Source organism: Halomicrococcus pelagicus (assembly GCF_050954125.1).
On the sequence record NZ_JBPBWC010000002.1, the window covers coordinates 391,328 to 410,149 of the forward strand.

The following is an 18,822-nucleotide window of genomic DNA, read 5'->3' on the forward strand; positions in this document are numbered from 1 at the left end:
CGGCGAACAGCTCTAAGTGTTCGTGAGTCGTCGTGTTAGCTAACGACGAACGAGAGGATGGACCGACCCTGCCACCGTCCCGGCGTGATACTGCTCGCCGTACTTCTGTGTCTCCCCGGTTTCGCAACGGCGTTGTCCGCGGGTAGCGCGCCGGGCGGCCCGGCGAGCGGAACGCCCGCACCGAACGGTCCGGACGCGACCGCCACGACGGATAGCCCGAACGCGACGGTCACGACCGCGCCGGACGCCACCGTCACCTCGAACACGACCACCGAGGACGCTAGCTCGACGCCGAGCACGACGAGCGTCCGTGACACAGCGAACGTCCAGAACGCGACGACCCTCCAGAACGCGACGAACGTCACCACAGCGAGCACCGCGACGGTGACGACCGTCGTCGAGACGCCCGGGAGCAGCGTCGACGCGACCGACGCGACGGAATCCGCCACCGAAACCGTCGGCGAGGTTGCCACCGACGCGACGACTGACTCCGTCGACGCGACGACCGCGGTCGGTTCAGTCACCGACGCGACGGTCGACGCCGCAGACGCGACCGGGACGGGCGGCACGGCCGCCGCCGGTGCCACGCCGGGCGCGACCGGCGACGGGTCGTCGAGAGCCGAGACCACGGGTGCGGCGGACGGGGCCGACCGCGGGTCGGCGGGAGCGCGAGCGACGACCGGGCGAGTGGACGCGGCAGGGAGCGATGACGCCGCGGTGGCGGCGGGCGCGACCGACTCCGCTGGGGACGCTCGCGACCCCGAGCCGAGGGGTCCCGTCGGACTGGCGCGGACGGCAGGACTCGTCGGCGCGGCGGTCGCCGCCGGCGTCGCCGTTCACGTCCCCGAGACGGCCTCGCTGGTCGCCAACGCCGGGACCGCGAGCGTCGGCCGGACGGAACCGAGCGGGCGGTTCTGGCGACTGTTCGCGCCGTTCCGGTACGGTCGCCACGACGGGCCCGACCCACTGGACCACGAGGTGCGGGCGGAACTGTACGAGCGCGTCGAGCGCACGCCCGGTGTCTACCTCTCGCAACTCGACGACGGGACGGTCGTCTCGCTGTCGACGATTCGACACCACCTCCGGACGCTGGAGGACGAGGGACTTGTGTCGAGCGCGAAACTCCGGGGCAAGCGGCGGTTCTTCCCCGACGACGAGGACGTCGAACTCACCGCGGCGCTGGCCGACCCGGCGACCGCCGCGGTGCTCGACGCCGTCGCGCGCCGGGAGGCCGCCTCGGTGGGCGAACTCGCCGACGACCTCGACCGCGACCCGAGCACCGTCTCCCACCACCTGTCGCGTCTGGCGGACGACGGACTGGTCGAGCGCGAGCGCGACGGGCGGACCGTCGTGAACCGACTGACGGCGACGGCCGAGGCGGCGTTCTCGGGGCCGGTCGCGCCCGCCGACGACTGACCGGCCGACGACCGTCGAAGTACCGCGAGCGCGGCGACGTGCTGGCGTTAGCATCGGCAGCGAGCGGGCGTTCTTCGTCGGCGGCGTCGCTCTCCGGCGTCCCGACGTTCCTCGGGCCCTCTCGCACTCCCTCGGCGCGCAGGCGCTGACGCGGTGGCGAGCGGGCACCCGCGATCACTTCTTCGGCAGGTCGCTGTTCGCCGGGCCGTCGAGGACGCCCCCGTCGACGTCGAACCGCGAGCCGTGACACGGGCAGTCCCAGGTTCGCTCGGCGTCGTTCCACTCCACGAGACAGTCCAAGTGGGTGCAGACCGCAGAGACGCGGTGACGGTCGCCGTCCTCGTCGCGGTACTCGGCGACCACGTCGCCGCCGTCGCGGACGACGTGGGCGTCCCCGGGCGCGAGCGACGCCTCGCTCCGTCGGAGCTTCGTCGCCCAGTCGCCGGCGAACCGCTTGCCGGCGTTCGCGTTCTCCTTGAGGAGTTCTCCCGCGCTCTCCAGCGGCGGTAGCCGCCCCGGGTCGAACGCGTCCGCCCACTCGCTGCCCGTCCCCGCTATCTCGTCGGCGAGGAGTTTCCCCGCCGCGGTCCCGTTCGTCATCCCCCAGCCCCCGAACCCGGTCGCCACGTAGACGTGCGACCGCCACGGCGCGATGGGACCGACGAACGGAACGCTGTCGGCCGAGACGTAGTCCTGGGTCGACCAGCGGTACGCGACCGACTCCACGTCGAAGTGGTCGCGGGCCTCCCGCTCCAGTCGGCGGTAGCGCTCGGCCGTGCTGCCGCCCTGTCCCGTCTTGTGGTTCTGGCCGCCGACCAGGACGAACTCCTCGTCGTCGGTCTCGTGCGGTCGCACCGAGAAGTACGAATCGCCCGTCCGGTAGAACATGCCCTCCGGCTGCGGGTCGTTCGTCCGGACCGCGAGCACGTACGACCGCTTCGGGTACGCCCGGGCGAAGTAGCCCGCCGGGTCGGAGATGGGGAAGTGGGTGGCGACGACCACGTCGTCGGCGGTCACCGACCCCCGATTCGTCTCCACCCGGCACGGTTCGCCCGCCTCGATATCGGTCGCGCGCGTCTCCTCGAAGACGTAACTCCCCTCGCCCGGAATTACCTCTGCGAGCGCGAGCAGGTACTTCCGCGGGTGGAACTGCCCCTGGTCGTCGAACCGGACCGCGCAGTCGGCGTCCACCGGGTCCGGCACGTCCTCGACGAACGACGCCGGCAGGCCGAGACGCCGCGCGGCGTCGACCTCGCGGCGTACCTTCTTCCGAGCGTCGTCGCCGTCGACGTACGTGTAGGCCGGCAGCCGGCGGAACTCGCAGTCGAGGTCGTCGGCCCGCGACGCGACCTCCTCGACGGCGGCCTCGTTGGCCTGCGCGTACTGGCGTGCGCGGTCGGGGCCGAACTCGGAGCGGACGTCGTCGTATATCAGTCCATGCTGGGCGGTCACCTTGGCCGTCGTCCGCGCGGTGACGCCCGAGACGATGCGGTCGGCTTCGACGACCGCCACGGTCTCGCCGGCGTCTTGGAGTTCGGTCGCCGCCGACAGTCCGGCGATTCCGCCGCCGACGACTGCCACGTCGACCCGGACGTCGCCGTCCAGCGGGTCGAAATCGGTCGTCTCCGTCGTCTCCAGCCAGAGCGATGCGTCCCTGCCGGGTAAGTCGGGCTCCCCCATGGGACGTTCGGAGGGGCGTGAGAGCGAAAAAGGCGGTGGCTACTGCATGTAGCCGAGGTCGGCCAGCCGTTCCTCGACCTCCTCCTCTTCCTCCACCGCGGCGTCGTCCATCTCGTCGTGCTCGGGGTACGACGTCACGCCGGCGTCCTCGACCACAGGGATGACCTCGCCGTCCATCCGGTCGCTGTAGGGGATTCCGAGCGCGGACATGACCGTCGGGGCCACGTCGAACAGGTGCGGATGGGGCCGCTCCTCGATGCCGTCGGGGTCGACGCCCTCGCCTTTCGCCGCGAAGACGCCGTCGAGCTTGTGGTTCCAGGGCTCGTTGGGCGGTGCGAAGTAGTCGCCGAGCAGTTGCGCGGACAGGAACTGTCCCATGTCGTTCGGGATGGTGACCACGTCGGGGGCGTTCTCGACGTTCTTGCCGTGGAAGTACTTCTTGCGCGGGGCGACCTCCTGGAACACGGGGTCGCCGTCGGGCGTCTGGACGCCGCTCAGGCGTTCGATGAGCGCCTCGCGCACGTCGTCGTACTTCTCGGGCGGGACGACGCCCTCCGGTTCGCGGCCCTCGAGGTTGATGCGGACGCCGAGTTCGGTCCGGGCGCGCATGTAGGCGGTCGAGTTCTCGAAGTCGACCTGCTCGTTGCCGGTCCGGGCGACATTCTTCGGTGCGTACTGGCGCGCGACGTCGGCCAGACCCACCTTCTCCAGCGCCGTCCGGATGCGGTGGGCGGTGAAGCCGAACTTCGCCGCGGTCGCCGCCATGCGTTCGACCGTGTTCGGTTCCCAGGTCGTCGTCTCCTTGCCCTCGCGCAGTTCCTCCTGGATGGGGTTCCACGACGGCATCCCCTTGCCGCCCCGGGTGGCCTTCACGAACCCCTCGTCGCGCAGGAACTCGTTGACGCGGAACTCGTACTCGTCGTACGGCCCCATGCCGTGGTCGCTGGCTATCATGACGGTGTCGGGGTCGCACTCGTCGAGTATCTTCCCGATCTGGCGGTCGGTCTCCTGGTAGACCGTCGTCACCTTGTTCCAGTCGCCCTCGAACTCGTGGAAGACGGTGTCCGGTTTCTGGAACTGGACGAAGCCGAACTCGGGGTCGTTCTCGTCGGCCAGGTACCGGAACGCCTCGCCGCGCATCCTGACGAGGTCGGTGTACTCCTCCATCTTCTGGGCGTCGGTGTAGTCCGAGTCCTCGCGGGAGTAGGTCGGATAGACGCGATACTCGCCGATGGCGTCCCGGACGTCGTCAAGCAGCCCCTCGGGGTGACAGCGCGGGTCCTCCGGGCCGATGAACCCGGGGAGCACCGCGCCGTCGATCTCCTCCGGCGGGTGGGTGACGGGCACGTTGACGACGACGCTCGTCACGCCGTGGTCGTCGAGCAGCGACCAGATGGAGTGCTCCTCGACGTCGTTCCCCGTGACGACGTGGAAGTCGTACCCGTCGTAGGTGACGAACCCGCAGACGCCGTGCTTGCCGGGGTTGACGCCGGTGTACAGCGACGGCCACGCGCTCGGCGTCCACGGCGGCATCTGGGACTCCAGCGGCGCGGCGACGCCGTCGTCACAGATAGAACGGATGTTCGGGATATCGTCGTCACAGAGCCGGTCGAAGACGGGGAGACACCCCGCGTCGATGCCGACGAGCAGGACGTCGAGGTTCGTTTCGGCCATCACGCACACCCCCTGAAACGGATAGTTCCGGTTTCTCGTTCGTCGAGGCGAGCGGAGTAGAAGACTCCCCCCGCAACGTTCACCGCACTCATTACCAGGCCATTCACACCCAGGTCATTTTATTATGCCACGCCTAAATCAGTCCTCTCCGTCCGGCGCGACGGCCGGAGTCGGCTCGTCGATGACGGCCTCCTTCCAGGTTCCCCGGGTGAACCACAGCGCAGCGGCAGTCGCGCCGAGGACGTTGCCGAACGCCATCCCGACCCAGATGCCGGTCGGTCCCATGTCGCGTGCGAACGCGAGGTAGTACACCGTCGGCACGCGGCCGATCCACAGCGCGACCATCGAGAACGCCATGGCCGTCTTGGTGTTGCCCGCACCGCGGTACGCGCCGAGCAACACCTGCAACAGCGCCATGAACGTGAACTCCACCGAGCGGATGCGGAGGTACTCGCTGCCGTACCCGATGGTCGCCTCGGCCTTCTCTGTGCCGGTTGCCATGAACACGCCGACGATGGGTTCGGGGAACAGCGCGGCGACGACGGCGACCACGAACATCACGGCCATCCCGACCTTGGCGGCGAGCCAGACCGCCCGCTCGGCGCGGTCGGACTTCTCCGCGCCGAGGTTCTGGCCGACCATCGTGTTCGTCGCCCGACCCAGCCCCATCGCGGGGAGGAAGACGAGCGACGCGAGGCGGTTGCCGAGGCCGTACGCGCTCACGACGGGCGGCGCGAACTGGACGACCATCGCCGTCAGCGTTATCATCGCCAGCGCGCTCGTCGACTGTTCGAGCGCGCTCGGCGTTCCGAGACGAACGATGTCGCGGATGTACCCCAGGTCGGGGAGGAGATACCCCGGGCGCACGTCCGGTCCGGCGTCCGTCCAGAACAGGACGTAGAACCCGAGTACGGTCGCCACCGCGCGGGCGACGATGGTCGCCAGTGCCGCCCCCTCGATGCCCATGCCGTCTATCGGCCCCCACCCGAAGATGAGCAGGGGGTCGAGCACGACGTTAATGGCGACGCTGACGACCATGATGCGCATCGGCGTCCGGGTGTTGCCGTAGCCGCGCATGAGCGAGTTGAAGACGAAGAAGCCGAACAGGAACGGGAGTCCTAGAAAGAACACCTCCATGTAGTGGCGGGCGAGCGGGACGACATCTTGGCTCGTCGCCGCCTGACTCGGGATGGCCGAAAGCATCGGCTCCGTGAGGACGTACCCGGCCGCGGCGAGGACGACGGCCATCATCGTCACGAACGACACGACCTGGCCGGACACCTCCCCAGCGGACCCCTCGCTGTCCGCACCGGTGTACTGGGCGACGAGGATGCTTCCGGCCGACGTGAACCCGCCCGCAATGGAGATGAGGAAGAAGATGAGCGGGAAGGCGAGGCTCATCGCGCCGACGGCGTCCGCGGAGAGCCGACCCAGCCAGAACGTGTCGGCGACGTTGTACGTCACCTGGAGGAGCTGGATGACGACGATGGGCCACGCGAGTTCGAACATCGGCCGAACGAGGCCGCCCTCGGTGATCGACCCACCCCCCTCTGTGCTGCTCATCGTTCCTTCGAAACGAAATAGTGACGTTTCAATATTTCGACTGCCGCGTCCCCCGGTTGCCGTCCTCGGCTCCGGCAGCGCGGGGAAGTTAAGAGGTTCCTAAACCCAGCGCACGGTCGATACGCGTCAATCCGAGACGACCGCCGTCTCGCCGTCGACGGCCGCCTCGTCGGAACGCACCGGGGAGACGGCGAGCCAGAGGAGCCCGCCTGCACACGCCGTCGCGACGCCCGCCCAGGGGAGGATTCCGACGGGACCGGTCCGGGCGGCCGCCCAGCCACCGACCAGCTTGGCGGTCCCGCCGGCGAGCGAGAGCATCATCGACGCCCCCGAGAGCACCGTCGCCCGTCCCACGTCGTCCAGCCGGTCGTTGAGGTACTGGTTGCGTATCGGGCGGGTGAGGACGCGGAGACCGCGGTTGAGAAAGAGGACGGGCACCACGACCAGCGGCGCGAGCGCGACGCCGACGTACGCGAGCCCGTAGACGGGGACGAGCAGCGCGAACACCCGGCGGACGCCCAGATGGTCCTCGAACCAGCCCGCGGCCGAGGCCGCGCTCGCGGAGACGACCTTGAAACCGGCGTACAGCAGGCCGAGTCCGGCGACAGGCAGTCCGACGGCCTCCAGGGCGGGCTGTTCGAGCGTCCGCGTGACCGAGAAGAGCGCCTGGAACAGCGCGGCGTACGCGACGAGCCAGCGAACCGCCGGGCGACTCGCCTGCAACCTGAGCATCTCGACCGCCTCCCGGACGGTGAACGTCTCGTCCGCGTCGTTCGCCACCGCGGGGAAGGTGTAGAGGATGGGGAGGCCGAGCGCGGCCAGGACCGCGTTCGCGAGGAACGGCAGCGTGGGATCGACGCCGTAGAGGACGCCGCCCGCGACGGCGGTGACCGCCGACGTCGCGAGAAGCGCCGTGCTCCCGCGGCCCTCGACGTGCGCGTACTCCGACTCGTCGAAGCGCGCCGCGAGCAGTTCGTACAGCCACGCGTCGCTGGTTCCGGAGCGGAACGCCCATCCCGTCGCCCAGAGGACGTGCAGCCCGAGGTACGCGAGCGGCGACTCCACGAACGGGTACGCCCCCAGCGTGACGGCGCGACAGGCGCTGCCGAGGGCGAGACTCGCCCGCCGGCCGAGCCAGTCGCCGAGGTAGCCGGTCGGTATCTCGGCGGCGACCATCGCGAACGAGAACACCGCGTACGCCAGTCCGACGAAGTCGAGACCGAACCCCTCGTCCTGGAGGTAGAGGATAGCGACCGGTACGTAGAACCCGGCCGAGTTCGTGACCCGAAAGGCGTAGTACCGCCAGACGAGCCGTCGCGACGTCGCCATCGACTACTCGTCGCGTCGCTCGAAAAGTATACTTTCCCGAAAACCTATTTTTGTAGGAAAAGTTACCGTTCCGGTCGTCCGACTCCCAGCGGGCCGTCGCCATATCACGGACGAGCAGTCCTCAGATACGACCCCGGACGAGACGACTCCCTAGCTTACGTCGAGCGGGTCGGTCTTCAGGAACTCCCGCAGGAGTACGGTCGCGTACGACCCCGACGGGAGCGAGAACTCGAGGGTGAGGGGGTCGCGGTCGAGTTCGAGGTCGGTGCGGACGAGTATCGCGCGCCGGGTGCCGGACGAGTCGAACTCGCCGGGCAGGTCGAAGTCCTCGGGCGCGAGGTCGAGGTCGGCGAGCACCGCGCGCTCGACGTCGCCCTGTTCGCCGTCGGCCAGTTCCGTCTCCGTGCCGACCAGCGGCGCGGTGACGAACGCCCGGCTGCGCTCGCAGTGTCGCTCGACGGTGCGGACGCGTTCGGCGGTCACGCGCTGGCGACGGTCCGTGTCGGGAACCGTCAGACCGTCGACCGTCTCGGCGAACGCGACCACGTCGCCCTCGACGGGGCGGTCGAACGGGAGGCCCCGGCGGAGGCGCTCGCTCAGCATCCTGTTGAACGCGTACGACTGGGCGGCGTTGACCAGCAGGCGCTGGAGGTTCGTCGGCAGCGCTTCGAGCGCGGCGCGGAAGTCGGCCGGCGCGTCGCCGCCGTTCTCGACCAGTTCGTGGACCATCGCGCGCTCGAAGCCGAGTTTCCGCGGGAGCGCGTCGAGGGCTGCGTCCCAGTCGGGAGCGACCTCCTCGACCCGGCGACGGGCGCGCCGGGTGTCCTCGGGTTCGGTCTCGTAGGGGTTGCCGACGTAGGCCATGACGGCCGCTTCCCACTCCTCGCGGACGACGTGGAGACCGACCTCGTGCGTGACGGGGCGGCGACTGCCGAACCGCTGCTGGCCGAAGTAGTTGGGGACGCCGACCGTCGTCGCCCCGTCGTCCGCGTCGGCGTCACCGCCTGTGAACGCCCGCAGTTCCTCGATTATCGCGTCGGCGTTCTCCGGCCGTTCCGGGTCGCGGACGACGACCGCGAACTCGTTGCCGGCGAGGTCGCCGAACTGGACCGCCCGGCCCGCACGTCCAACGGGCGTCATCTCGGCCCCGCGGACGTCGGGGAGGTCGTCGGGGTCGACCGACCGGAGCGAGAAGAGTTGCGTCGTGACGGCGTGTTTGTCCTTCGTCCCGGCCCACGAGACGCGCTCGCGGCTGATTCCCAGCGCGTCCGAGAGGCGGCGCGCGAAGTCGTTGGTGTCCCAGCCGACGAGCGTCGCCCGGACGACGAGATGCGGGTACGACCCCGTGTCGGCGTCCAGCGGCTCCGCGTCGAACTGCTCCAGTTCCTTCACCCGGAAGTCCCGGTCCTCGTCGCGGAGGCGACCGCCGACGCCGTCGGCGTCGCTCACGTAGTGTTCCATGCCGACCGCGGCCTCGATGGGGTGTGCCTCGCGCATCCACCCTCGACTCTGCGCCCCGGCGAACTAAAGGCTGCGTCCGACCGTCGCCGGGGTCGACGGTCGGCGGAGTTCGACCGTCCTGCGGACGGTGTAGCACCGGACCGGACGTATTTCGTATTCTCCACCCCGCCTCACTGCCGGGAGATGAGGTCGAGAAACGGCTTCACGACGTCGGCTTCCGTACCGGGTGCGACCGTCGCCTCCTCCTGGTCGTACTCCACGAGACCCACGTCGGCCAGCTTCGGCAGGTGGACGTGGTACAGCATGCTCGCGACGCGACGGCGGTCCGGGTCTGCCGGCGCCCCACGCTCGGCCTCCCAGTCGACCAGTCGCTCGACCAGCTCGTCGACGCGCAGCTCGCCGCCGTGACGAGCGAGTTGCGCGAGGGCGTACCGGCGATAGGGGTTCGACAGCACGTCGAACAGCGTGTCGGGCGAGGGGCGCACGCTCTGTCGAACGGGCGGTTCGGGGGGAGATGTCGGGGTGTGTGCTCGTCGGTTACTCATCGATAGTACGCTCTGACGATGGAAATTGAGTAACAAGAGTGGTGTACCTACGTGTCTTGGTATCTGCTATCAGAGACGACAGTTACGTCGCGGAGTCGCCGAAGAACGCCGACGCGAGCTTTCTCTGGGCCTTTCGGAGATGTTGGTGAAACGTCGCGGAGGAGATATCCATCGAGTCGGCCACCTCCTCGGCCGTACTGGCGCGCGGCCAGTCGAAGTAGCCGGCGAGGAACGCGGCCTGGAGCGTCGCGCGCTGGCGCGCGGTCAACCCGGACGCCAGTTCCTCGCGGAACTCGCCGGCCGTCTGGACGGGACGCTCGCGCTCGCGCTTGGCGAGCAACTCCACGCCGACGAAGGCGTCGTCGAGCGACCCGGCCAGGGTCCGCACGTCGACGTCGCGGGGAGCTTCGACGACCAGCTTCCCCTCGCCGGCCTGCGCGCGCGCCGACCGGACGCTCGCGCCGGCGTCGAGCACGGCCGTGACGAGCGACGTCGAGACGGTGATCGCGACCAGTCCGTTACCGTCGCGGTCGGTCACGACTCCGACGTCGGTGACGGTCGAAACGTCCTCGGCGAGGGCTGCGACCCGTTCCGGGTCGGCACCGGAAACCCGGACGTAGTGCAGTATCTCCCCCTCGGACGTCGGGACCGTGCCGTCGAGGACGAGCGTGCAGTCGCCGCGTGCGGAGAGGTCGACCAGCAGCCAGTCCGGGTCGGTCACCCGGAACTCGAGTTCGAGCACGGAGTCGGCCGCGAGCAGGCGTTCCCGTTCGATAGCGTTGATGGCGAAGCCGACGGTCTCGCCGAGCACGTCGAACCCGGCGGCCTCCCGTTCGCTGAACGCGTCGGTCCGGGTCGCGTAGACGACGAGCACGCCGTACGTCGTCGCGCCGTACGTCAGCGGAACTGCGAGGCCGGAACGGATGCTACGCTCGCTCGCCGCGTCGGCGAGGTCGTCGGGGTGGCCCGGTTCGTTCGGGATGTCCTGGACGACCTGGCACTCGTCCGTCCGGAGCGCCGTCACCGCCGGTCGTTCCCACTCTTCGCCGGCCACGTCGCTCACCAGCTCGTGGAATCCCCGGTCGTCGCCCGCCTTCGACCGGACGGTGACGTCGCCGTTCAGGTCGCGCTCGCCGACCCACGCGAACCGGTAGAGGTTCGAATCGGCGAGGCGTTCGCAGACGGCCGTCTCTATCTCCTCGCGGGACGCGGCGGCGACGAGGCTCCGGACGACCCCGCGGACGAGTTCGTTGATACGGTTCAGCGTCGCCAGTTCGTCGCGCTGCTGGGCGAGTTCTCGCTCGCGCTGGCGACGTTCGGTGACGTTCGTGACGGTCGCGACTACCTCGGCGACGCTTCCGTCGTCGTCGAGTACCGGCGTGGCGTTGACCGACAGCCAGACGCGGTCGCCGTCGGGGCGACTGACACCGAGCACCGCGTCGTAGACGGGGTCGCCGTCTTCGACCACCTGGCGGAACGGGTACTCCTCCGGCGGCATCGGGTCACCGCGTTCGTTCACGATGTCCCACGCCGGGTCGTCGTACGGCCTGCCGACTATCTCGGACTCGGCGAGCCCGAGTATCTCGCCGGCACGGTCGTTGGCCTCCACCACCTCGCCGTCGCGGTTCAGCAGCAGGATGCCGGTCGGGCTGGTCTCGAAGAGTTGCCGCGTCCTGTCGCGCTCCTGGGCGAGCTGTCGTTCGCGCTCGCGGCGCTCGGTCATGTCCCGGGTCACCTTCGCGTACCCCCGGAGGCTCCCGTCGTCGTCGTGTAGCGCGGTGATGACGACGTTCGCCCAGAACCGCGACCCGTCTTTCCGGACGCGCCAGCCTTCGTCCTCGGCCTTCCCCCGTTCGGCGGCGGCGAGGTTCTCCTCGGGAACGCCCGCCGCCACGTCCTCGTCCGTGTAGAACGTCGAGAAGTGCTCGCCGAGTATCTCCTCGCGTTCGTACCCCTTGATGCGCTCGGCCCCCTCGTTCCAACTGACGACGCACCCGTCGGGGTCGAGCATGAAGATGGCGTACTCGTCGACGCCCTGCACGAGCGACCGGAAGCGGTCTTTCTCCTGGCGGAGCCGTCGCTCGGTCTCTCGTTGCTCGGTCACGTCCGTGATGAACCCGGCCAGGTCGGGTTCCCCGGGGTCGTCCCCGTCCATCTCGCGGCCCTGCTCCCACACCCACCGCGTCTCGCCGTCGGCCGTCAGTATCCGGTAGGTGAGTTCGAACGGGTCGCCGTCGGCGAGTGCGTCCTGGACCGCCTCCCAGACCGTATCGCGGTCGTCCGGATGGACGACGTCTCGCCCCCACGACACCTCGCCGCGTTCGATTCGTTCGGGCTCGTACCCCGTCAGGTCGCGACAGCCCTCGCTCACGAACGCCATGGGCCAGCCCGGTTCGTTCCCACACCGGTACGCCATCCCGGGGAGGTTCGACAGCAGCGTCGCGCGGCGACGTTCGCTCTCGCGGAGCGCCAGCCTGGCTTCCCGGCGTTCGGAGACGTCCCGCCCCGTCCCGACGAGACCGACGACGCGTCCGTCGTCCACGAGCGGTGCGGCGTTGAACTCGTAGGGAATCCGCTCGCCCGATTTCGTCACGAGCGCTGACTGGAGGGTCTCGACCGTTTCGTCGGACAGCGTCGCTTCGATGGCGGCCGTGGCGTCGTCGCGGTCCTCCGGTGGGAGGAACTCCAGGGGGTCCATCTCGGCGATCTCGTCGTCGCCGTACCCCGTGATGTCGGCGAATCGGGCGTTCCACTCCCGGAAGTTCCAGTCGGCGTCGAGGACGTAGAACACGTCGTCCAGCGCGTCGACGACGTTCTCGACCTCCAGCGGTCCGTGTTCTTCGAGAAACGCCGCGACGGACGAGTCGTCGTCGTCGAACGTCTGGAGCGAGCAGGACAGGGCGACTCGCTCGCCGCTCCGACGAATGGTCAGGGGTAGCGAGGACCCCTCGCGCGCGCTCCGGGCGAGCGTGTCGGGGTCAGGCCACCCGTCGAACAGGTCCGGGGCGGTCGCTCCCCGGAGCGAGTCGGGGTCGCGGCCGAGCGTCGTCGCGGCCGCACGGTTGGCGTACGTCACGCGGCCGTCGTCGACCACGACTACCGGGTCGGGCGACTCTTCGAGGACGGTTCGCGCGAACTGTTCTCTCATTGGATATCATTCATTTGTGAACGATTGTCAGTGGCAAAGGACTGTAATGGCCTGCCCGACAAAGAAGCTTGCCATCCGGCAGAAACAGTTAGTACAGTGAAAGGTCTCCGGTCACGCGGTCGACGAGGTCGTCGTCCGCGGGGCCGACCGCGAGCGCCGTCACGGTCCCGGAGTCGAGTTGCGTGTGTCCCGCGTCGCGGACGACCGCATTCGGCAGTCCCTCGGCCCGCGCCTTCTCCGCGAGCGAGAAGATGGCGTCCTCCCCGTTCGCCTGGAGGACGACCTTCTTCTGACCCTCTCCTTTCCACCGCTTGCGCGCCTTGCTGCCGGTCTCCTCGTAGGCCGACAGCGACGCGTGGGCGACCTGGGCGGCGAGTTTTCCCTCGCCCATCCCTAGGTCCGCCCGCGCGACGATCGCCTGTTTCATATCCGGGACTCGTCGCCGCGGAGTAAAACGCTGGCTACTCGCGTCGACGGGGACCGGCCCGACCCGACCGCACCGCACGAAACGGTGCTCGCGCTGACACCATCGAACTTATCCTGCTGGCATCCGTGTCTCTGGGCATGCGCCGGCGAGAGTTTCTCCGTACCACCGTGGGGAGCGTGGGCGCGACGGCGTTCGCGTCCCGGGGTTTCGCGAGACGACCGTACGAACCGCTCGGGAGGGTCGCCGTCGAGAACGCCAAGGAGGCGGTCGTCGGGCCCGACGGGAAGACGGCCTACGTCGCCGCGACCGACGGGTTCGCCACGGTCGACGTGAGCGACCCGGCGAACCCGTCGACGCTCGCGGAGCGCCGCGGTCTGCTGGCCGACCGCCAACACGGCCCGCTCGAGCAGATATGGGACGTGAAGGTCGAGGGTGACCGTCTGCTCGTCGTCGGCCCCGCCAACCCCATCGACCACACGGGCGTCCACGGCTTCCTGCTGTACGACGTGGGAGACCCCGCGAACCCGGAGCAGGTCGCGTTCCACGAGACCGACTTCCCCATCCACAACGCCGTCCTGACCGACGGCGTCGCCTACCTGACGGCGAACGACGGCGACGGGAACCCGCTCGTGATGGTGGACGTGTCGGACGACGACCCCGAAGAGGTGGGGCGCTGGTCGATGCTAGACTACGATTCCGACTGGTCGCGGGTCAACGCCTGGATTCGGTCGCTACACGACCTCTGGGTGCAGGACGGCGTCGCCTACCTCGCCCAGTGGGACGCCGGTACCTGGGTCGTCGACGTCGAGGACCCCGCCGACCCGAGCCACGTCGCGCACTTCGGCGACCGCCCCATCGAGGTGCTCGCCGACATCCCCGCGGACGAGACCAACGCGGCGGTCGTCGGCCGGCCGGGGAACCACCACTACGTGATGGCGAACAACGACACCTCCCTGCTCGGCGTCGGGAAGGAGGCCTGGGACGCCGACCCGAGCGACGAGAAAGGCGGCCCCGGCGGTGTCGAACTCTGGGATATCTCGAACCCGAAGGAGGCCCGGAAGCTGTCGACCATCGCACCGCCGACGTCGCCCGACCCGACCTACGACCGCGGTGCGGCCGGCGTGGGCGTCGGCGGTCTCGGTGCCGGCGTCGCCGCCGGAGCCGCGGCGAATCTCGAACTCGACGGCCTCGCCGCCGTCGACCGCGGTGCGTCGAACCTCGGTCCCGCCGGCGTCGTCGCCCACCGCGGCTGTCACGACTGCACCGGCGGGTCGTCTTCGTCCGGCGTCTGGACCACCGCCCACAACTTCGACCTAGTCGGCGACCGCCTCTACTCCTCGTGGTACCAGGGCGGCGTGAAGATCCACGACGTGAGCGACCCGACGAACCCCGAGGAGCTCGCGTGGTGGCGAGACCCGGAGGCGACCGCGTTCTGGACGGCGAAACGCGCGGCCGGGGAGTTCTTCGTCGCCAGCAGCATGGGCCGCGAGGCTGACGGCAGAGGTGGCCTCTACACGTTCCCGGACCGGGCCGGTCGGCAGTCCGACCCGCCGTCGCTCGTCGGGAACGCCAGCGGCGAGCCGTCCGCACCGCAGCAGTCGACCTTGACGGAAGCGACCGCGAACGGGGACGGGACGACCGACGGAACGACGGCGGCGTCGACCGGCCAGCCCGGATTCGGCGCGCTCGCCGGACTGGTCGGCGTCGGTCTCGGTACGTGGTCGCGACTGCGCAGCGAGGACGGCTGAACACGGTCGGAGAAGAGTTACCGGTCGTCGGAGCCGGTCCGCGCTTTCTTGACGAGGACGACGGCGACGACGCTGCCGACGACGCCGAGGGCGCCGGCCATCTTCTTGCCCGGCGAGGGCACCCTCCCGGAGTCGCCGGTTTCGCTCTCGTCGGCATCTACCTCCGGCGCTGGTTCGTCGTGGTCGTCGTCCGAACCGAGCGCGGAGCGGAGCTTCCGGACCGCGAGCGCGGCGACGACCGCCAGCGCGAGTCCGAGCGCCAGGCGAAGACGCGTGCTTCCGCCGTCTGACGACTCGTCAGTCTCGGTCGCGGTGCGTGACGTGTCGGTTTCGTACACCCGTTCCTCCACGAGAGCGGGTTTTTCGAGGTTGAGTTCGAGGAGCGTCATCGGCAAACAATACGACTCCGAGCGAGGTTATAGCTTCCGGCTTGCCCGATGCCGTCGACGACCGAACTCCCGGGCGGGAGGGCCTTTCGTCCGTCAGGCGACGAACTCGCCCTCGTCGCCGAGGGTCGCGTCACATCGAAGGAGAGCGTCCCCGTCAATCACAATGCAGTTAAACCACCGCTCCGTACGCCCCGACATATGGTGGACATGCTGGGTCTGGGACTCGGACTGCTGCTCGCGCTCGTCGTGGTAGCCCTTCACTTCACGAAGGGGACCGAGTGGCGGGCGGCGGACGACATCTCCCAGGAGGTGCTCAACCGCCGGGCCGAAACAGTTCCCGAAACCGACTTCCCCGAACCGATGAACCGCTCCATCGGTGGCGGCGGCGCGGTCGCCGTCGGCGCGGGTGCCGAGGGCGAACTCGAGGGCGAAGAGGGCGAAGAGGAGGAGGAGGGCTTCGACCCCGAAGCGATTCCGGAGGACGAAGTCGAGTACTTCGACGTCGAGTACGTCAAGGAAGGCGAGACCATCGAGGTCGGCAACAACGAGAACCTCCTCGAGGCCGGAGAGGACGAGGGCTGGGACCTCCCCTACTCCTGCCGGCAGGGCCAGTGTCTCTCCTGCGGTGCGAAGATAGCCGAGGGCGAACCGGACGACGTGGTCCACAGCAACAACGAGACGCTCAGCGACGACGAGGTCGAGAAGGGCTACATCCTCACCTGCACTGCCTACCCGCAGGGCGACCTCAGCATCGAGACGAACGAGACGCCCTGACCGTTCGCGACGGACCGCAGTGCGGTTTCGCCGGCGTTCGATCCCGACGTCGTCTATTTCTATCGCTGGCGTCGGAGTCCCCTGGTCTACCACGTCGATGGTGGCGATTTCGAATCGGAGACGACCGAGCGCGCGGCCCTCGACGGGCCGTCGCCGACCGCGCTTTCACAACTGTTAAACTACGTTACCGCATATCGGTGGGCGAGGGCGCGTAGCTCAGCGGACAGAGCACTTGGTTCCGGACCAAGATGCCGCGGGTTCAAATCCCGTCGCGCCCGTCCGATTTTGCGACGAACGGGACGTGATGAGCGAGTCACACCGAGCGACGGGGTTGCATCGAGAGTCGTCAGGAGGTTCTAGCGCTCCCGTTGGGGACCCGTCCGTTCTACGTACTTTCGCCACGAGCTCTGGCAGTTATGGTCGCAGTTCGAAATATCGGTGCGCCTGTTCCGGCAGAGCTGATACCTCGTGACGAGGCAGCTACGACTCGTCCCGCCATCGCCGGCCTTCGTTCCCGGTCGTGACCATCCGATTTTGTATTTCGTCGTGAACCCAATACTGCACTTTAACCGTGACCGGTGCGTACGACCACCGATGGCCGACCACGATTCTCGTCTATCTCGGCGCTCCCTCCTCCAGGGAGCCGGTGCTGTCGGAATCGGGAGCCTCGCCGGCTGTACCTCCAGTTTCGTTCCGTCGTCCGATGACGAAGAAACAGTCTCCCCTCGAACGACCGTATCGGGACGGGCTGACACACGAAAGGCGCTGACGGCGGCTCCCGATACGGTGTCGCCGGCCGACACGTCGGCGCGAAACTGGCTGTACGACGGAGCGTTTCCCGGCGAGGAACTCCGCGTCACCGAGGGGGACGTCGTCCGCGTCGACCTGCAGAACCGCCTCTCCGAAGGGACGACGATACACTGGCACGGCGTGCCCGTGCCGAACCAGATGGACGGCGTGCCGAACGTGACCCAGCAGCCGGTGCAGCCCGACGAGACGTTCACGTACAAGTTCCGGGCCGAACCGGCGGGGACGTACTTCTACCACAGCCACGTCGGCCTCCAGCTCGACCGGGGACTGTACGCGCCGCTCGTGATAGAGGAACGGTCTCCGCACGTCGAGTACGACCGCGAGTACACGCTCCTGTTCGACGACTACCTGACCCGACCGCCGGAACCGCTCGACGGTTCGTCGAACGACGGTGGCGGCGGTGGTGGAATGGGCGGTGGTGGACCTGGCGGCGGTGGCGGTGGCGGTGGTGGAATGGGCGGCGGTGGCGGTGGCGGTGGCGGTGGCGGTGGCGGTGGCGGTGGCGGTGGCGGTGGTGGAATGGGCGGCGGTGGCGGTGGAGGTATGGGCGGCGGTGGACCCGGTGGCGGAGGACGTGGTGGTGGGATGGGCAACGGCGGAATGATGGGCGACCGCCGCCCGCCGTATGCGGGCCTGCTCGTGAACGGTCGCCTTCCGGCGGATCCGGTCACCTTCGACGTACAGCAGGGGGAGCGCGTCCGCTTGCGCTTCGTCAACGCGAGCAGTGCGACGGCGTTCCGCGTCGGTGTCGCCGGTCACGAGCTGACCGTCTCGCACGCCGACGGACGCCCCGTCGACCCCGTGACGGTCGACTCGTTCGTCTTCGGTTCCGGGGAGCGGTACGACGCCGTCGTCGAAGCGACGAACCCGGGCGCGTGGGAGATTCAGGGGCGGGCGCTCGACGGAGGTGAACGACCGGCTCGTGCGGTACTCCGGTACGGCGACGCGTCGACGTCGCCGACGCGTCTCGACTCGTGGGGACGGACGCTCCAGTACGGCGACCTGCGAGCGAAGCGGATTCCGGAGGCGCTCCGCGGGAGTCCCGACCGAACGTTCGACCTGACACTGTCGCCCGAGAGAGGCGGATCGTACGGCTGGCTCATCGACGGGCAATCGTATCCGGACGCCGACCCATTACAGGTTCGGGAGGGCGAACACGTACGGGTCCAGATGACGAACCGGAGTCCGGTGCTTCACCCGATGCACCTGCACGGGCACTTCTTCCGGGTCGGTGACGCGATGAAGGACACGGTCGTCGTACCGGGCCACATGGGGACGGTGACGTTCGACTTCCTGGCGGACAACCCCGGCGACTGGCTGTTCCACTGCCACAACCTCTACCATCTGGAATCGGGCATGGCACGCGTCGTCGAGTACGTCCGATAACGAGCCGTCGGTCGTCGGTCCGACGGCCCCCTTCGCGACGGAGTGGGCTCGAAGATACGAAGAGCCGTCGATGCGGTCCAGACACCGTCGAGAGTCCGAACGCGACGGCGTCGCCGCTACCGTTCGTGCCGGAGGCGTTCGCGGCGGGACTCGAACTCTTCCTCGGAGATGTCGCCGCGGGCGTAGGCCAGTCGCAGTTCTTCGAGCGCGGCGTCACCGCCGGACCCATCCCTGGCGACCGCGCGGTAGAGGACGTAGCCGAGACCGAGCACGACCAGCAGCGAGACGAGCATCATCCCCCACCCCCAGAGCGGCGTTTGCCCTCCGTATCCTTGCCCCATCATCCAGCCACCCATCATCGGGAACGCGAACGCCATCATCAGCATCGGCGCGAGCAGAACGACGGCGAGTATCACGATGACGAGTCGCAACCACGAGTCGTCGCGGTCTGCCGTAGTCATGTGAAATACTA

14 protein-coding genes and 1 tRNA gene are annotated in these 18,822 nt (G+C 68.9%); 5 read left to right on the plus strand and 10 right to left on the minus strand.

Annotated features, from left to right (window positions below; translation table 11 throughout):
* The first annotated feature begins 57 nt into the window (after positions 1–57).
* Positions 58–1,416, plus strand: a complete 1,359-nt coding sequence (locus tag ACRYA2_RS06725; protein ID WP_433625620.1) for a winged helix-turn-helix transcriptional regulator — start codon at positions 58–60, stop codon at positions 1,414–1,416.
* Positions 1,417–1,590: 174 nt separating this feature from the next.
* On the opposite strand, the gene ACRYA2_RS06730 is transcribed toward ACRYA2_RS06725, so the two are convergent.
* From ACRYA2_RS06730 to pth2, 8 genes are all read right to left on the minus strand, one after another.
* Positions 1,591–3,096: an FAD-dependent oxidoreductase gene (locus tag ACRYA2_RS06730; RefSeq protein WP_433625623.1), complete on the minus strand. Its 1,506-nt coding sequence runs from the start codon at positions 3,094–3,096 to the stop codon at positions 1,591–1,593.
* Positions 3,097–3,135: 39 nt separating this feature from the next.
* Entirely contained in the window at positions 3,136–4,770 is a 1,635-nt protein-coding gene (locus ACRYA2_RS06735) for an alkaline phosphatase family protein (RefSeq protein WP_433625626.1), read from the minus strand.
* A 138-nt stretch (positions 4,771–4,908) separates the two neighbouring features.
* A complete protein-coding gene (locus ACRYA2_RS06740; RefSeq protein ID WP_433625628.1) occupies positions 4,909–6,333 on the minus strand; it encodes an MATE family efflux transporter in 1,425 nt (474 codons plus the stop codon).
* Positions 6,334–6,459: 126 nt separating this feature from the next.
* Positions 6,460–7,662 (minus strand): MFS transporter, encoded by a 1,203-nt coding sequence (locus ACRYA2_RS06745; protein ID WP_433625631.1) that lies wholly within the window; start codon positions 7,660–7,662, stop codon positions 6,460–6,462.
* Between the two features lie 150 nt (positions 7,663–7,812).
* A complete protein-coding gene (gene truD / locus ACRYA2_RS06750; RefSeq protein ID WP_433625633.1) occupies positions 7,813–9,159 on the minus strand; it encodes a tRNA pseudouridine(13) synthase TruD in 1,347 nt (448 codons plus the stop codon).
* 134 nt (positions 9,160–9,293) lie between these two features.
* Positions 9,294–9,668 carry a DUF7344 domain-containing protein gene (locus tag ACRYA2_RS06755; RefSeq protein WP_433625635.1) on the minus strand — a complete coding sequence of 125 codons (375 nt, stop codon included), beginning with the start codon at positions 9,666–9,668 and terminating at the stop codon, positions 9,294–9,296.
* An 82-nt stretch (positions 9,669–9,750) separates the two neighbouring features.
* Positions 9,751–12,816, minus strand: coding sequence for a PAS domain S-box protein (locus ACRYA2_RS06760; RefSeq protein ID WP_433625637.1), 3,066 nt, complete (start codon positions 12,814–12,816; stop codon positions 9,751–9,753).
* A gap of 88 nt (positions 12,817–12,904) precedes the next feature.
* Positions 12,905–13,243, minus strand: a complete 339-nt coding sequence (gene pth2 / locus ACRYA2_RS06765; RefSeq protein ID WP_113276795.1) for a peptidyl-tRNA hydrolase Pth2 — start codon at positions 13,241–13,243, stop codon at positions 12,905–12,907.
* A gap of 137 nt (positions 13,244–13,380) precedes the next feature.
* Between pth2 and ACRYA2_RS06770 the strand changes: the two genes are divergently transcribed.
* The gene (locus tag ACRYA2_RS06770; protein WP_433625641.1) at positions 13,381–14,991 is read left to right on the plus strand and encodes an LVIVD repeat-containing protein; all 1,611 of its coding nucleotides are present in this window, start codon (positions 13,381–13,383) and stop codon (positions 14,989–14,991) included.
* A gap of 17 nt (positions 14,992–15,008) precedes the next feature.
* On the opposite strand, the gene ACRYA2_RS06775 is transcribed toward ACRYA2_RS06770, so the two are convergent.
* Positions 15,009–15,380 (minus strand): hypothetical protein, encoded by a 372-nt coding sequence (locus tag ACRYA2_RS06775; protein WP_433625644.1) that lies wholly within the window; start codon positions 15,378–15,380, stop codon positions 15,009–15,011.
* 198 nt (positions 15,381–15,578) lie between these two features.
* Here ACRYA2_RS06775 and ACRYA2_RS06780 point away from each other — a divergent pair, with 198 nt between their 5' ends.
* The 3 genes from ACRYA2_RS06780 (at position 15,579) to ACRYA2_RS06790 (ending at position 18,350) form a co-directional block, all read left to right on the plus strand.
* Positions 15,579–16,154 (plus strand): 2Fe-2S iron-sulfur cluster-binding protein, encoded by a 576-nt coding sequence (locus ACRYA2_RS06780; RefSeq protein ID WP_433625646.1) that lies wholly within the window; start codon positions 15,579–15,581, stop codon positions 16,152–16,154.
* A gap of 205 nt (positions 16,155–16,359) precedes the next feature.
* Positions 16,360–16,432: transfer RNA gene (locus ACRYA2_RS06785), tRNA-Arg, on the plus strand.
* Between the two features lie 316 nt (positions 16,433–16,748).
* Entirely contained in the window at positions 16,749–18,350 is a 1,602-nt protein-coding gene (locus ACRYA2_RS06790) for a multicopper oxidase family protein (protein WP_433625649.1), read from the plus strand.
* A 116-nt stretch (positions 18,351–18,466) separates the two neighbouring features.
* Here ACRYA2_RS06790 and ACRYA2_RS06795 read toward each other — a convergent pair whose 3' ends face one another.
* A complete protein-coding gene (locus tag ACRYA2_RS06795; RefSeq protein WP_433625652.1) occupies positions 18,467–18,811 on the minus strand; it encodes an SHOCT domain-containing protein in 345 nt (114 codons plus the stop codon).
* Positions 18,812–18,822: the final 11 nt, after the last annotated feature.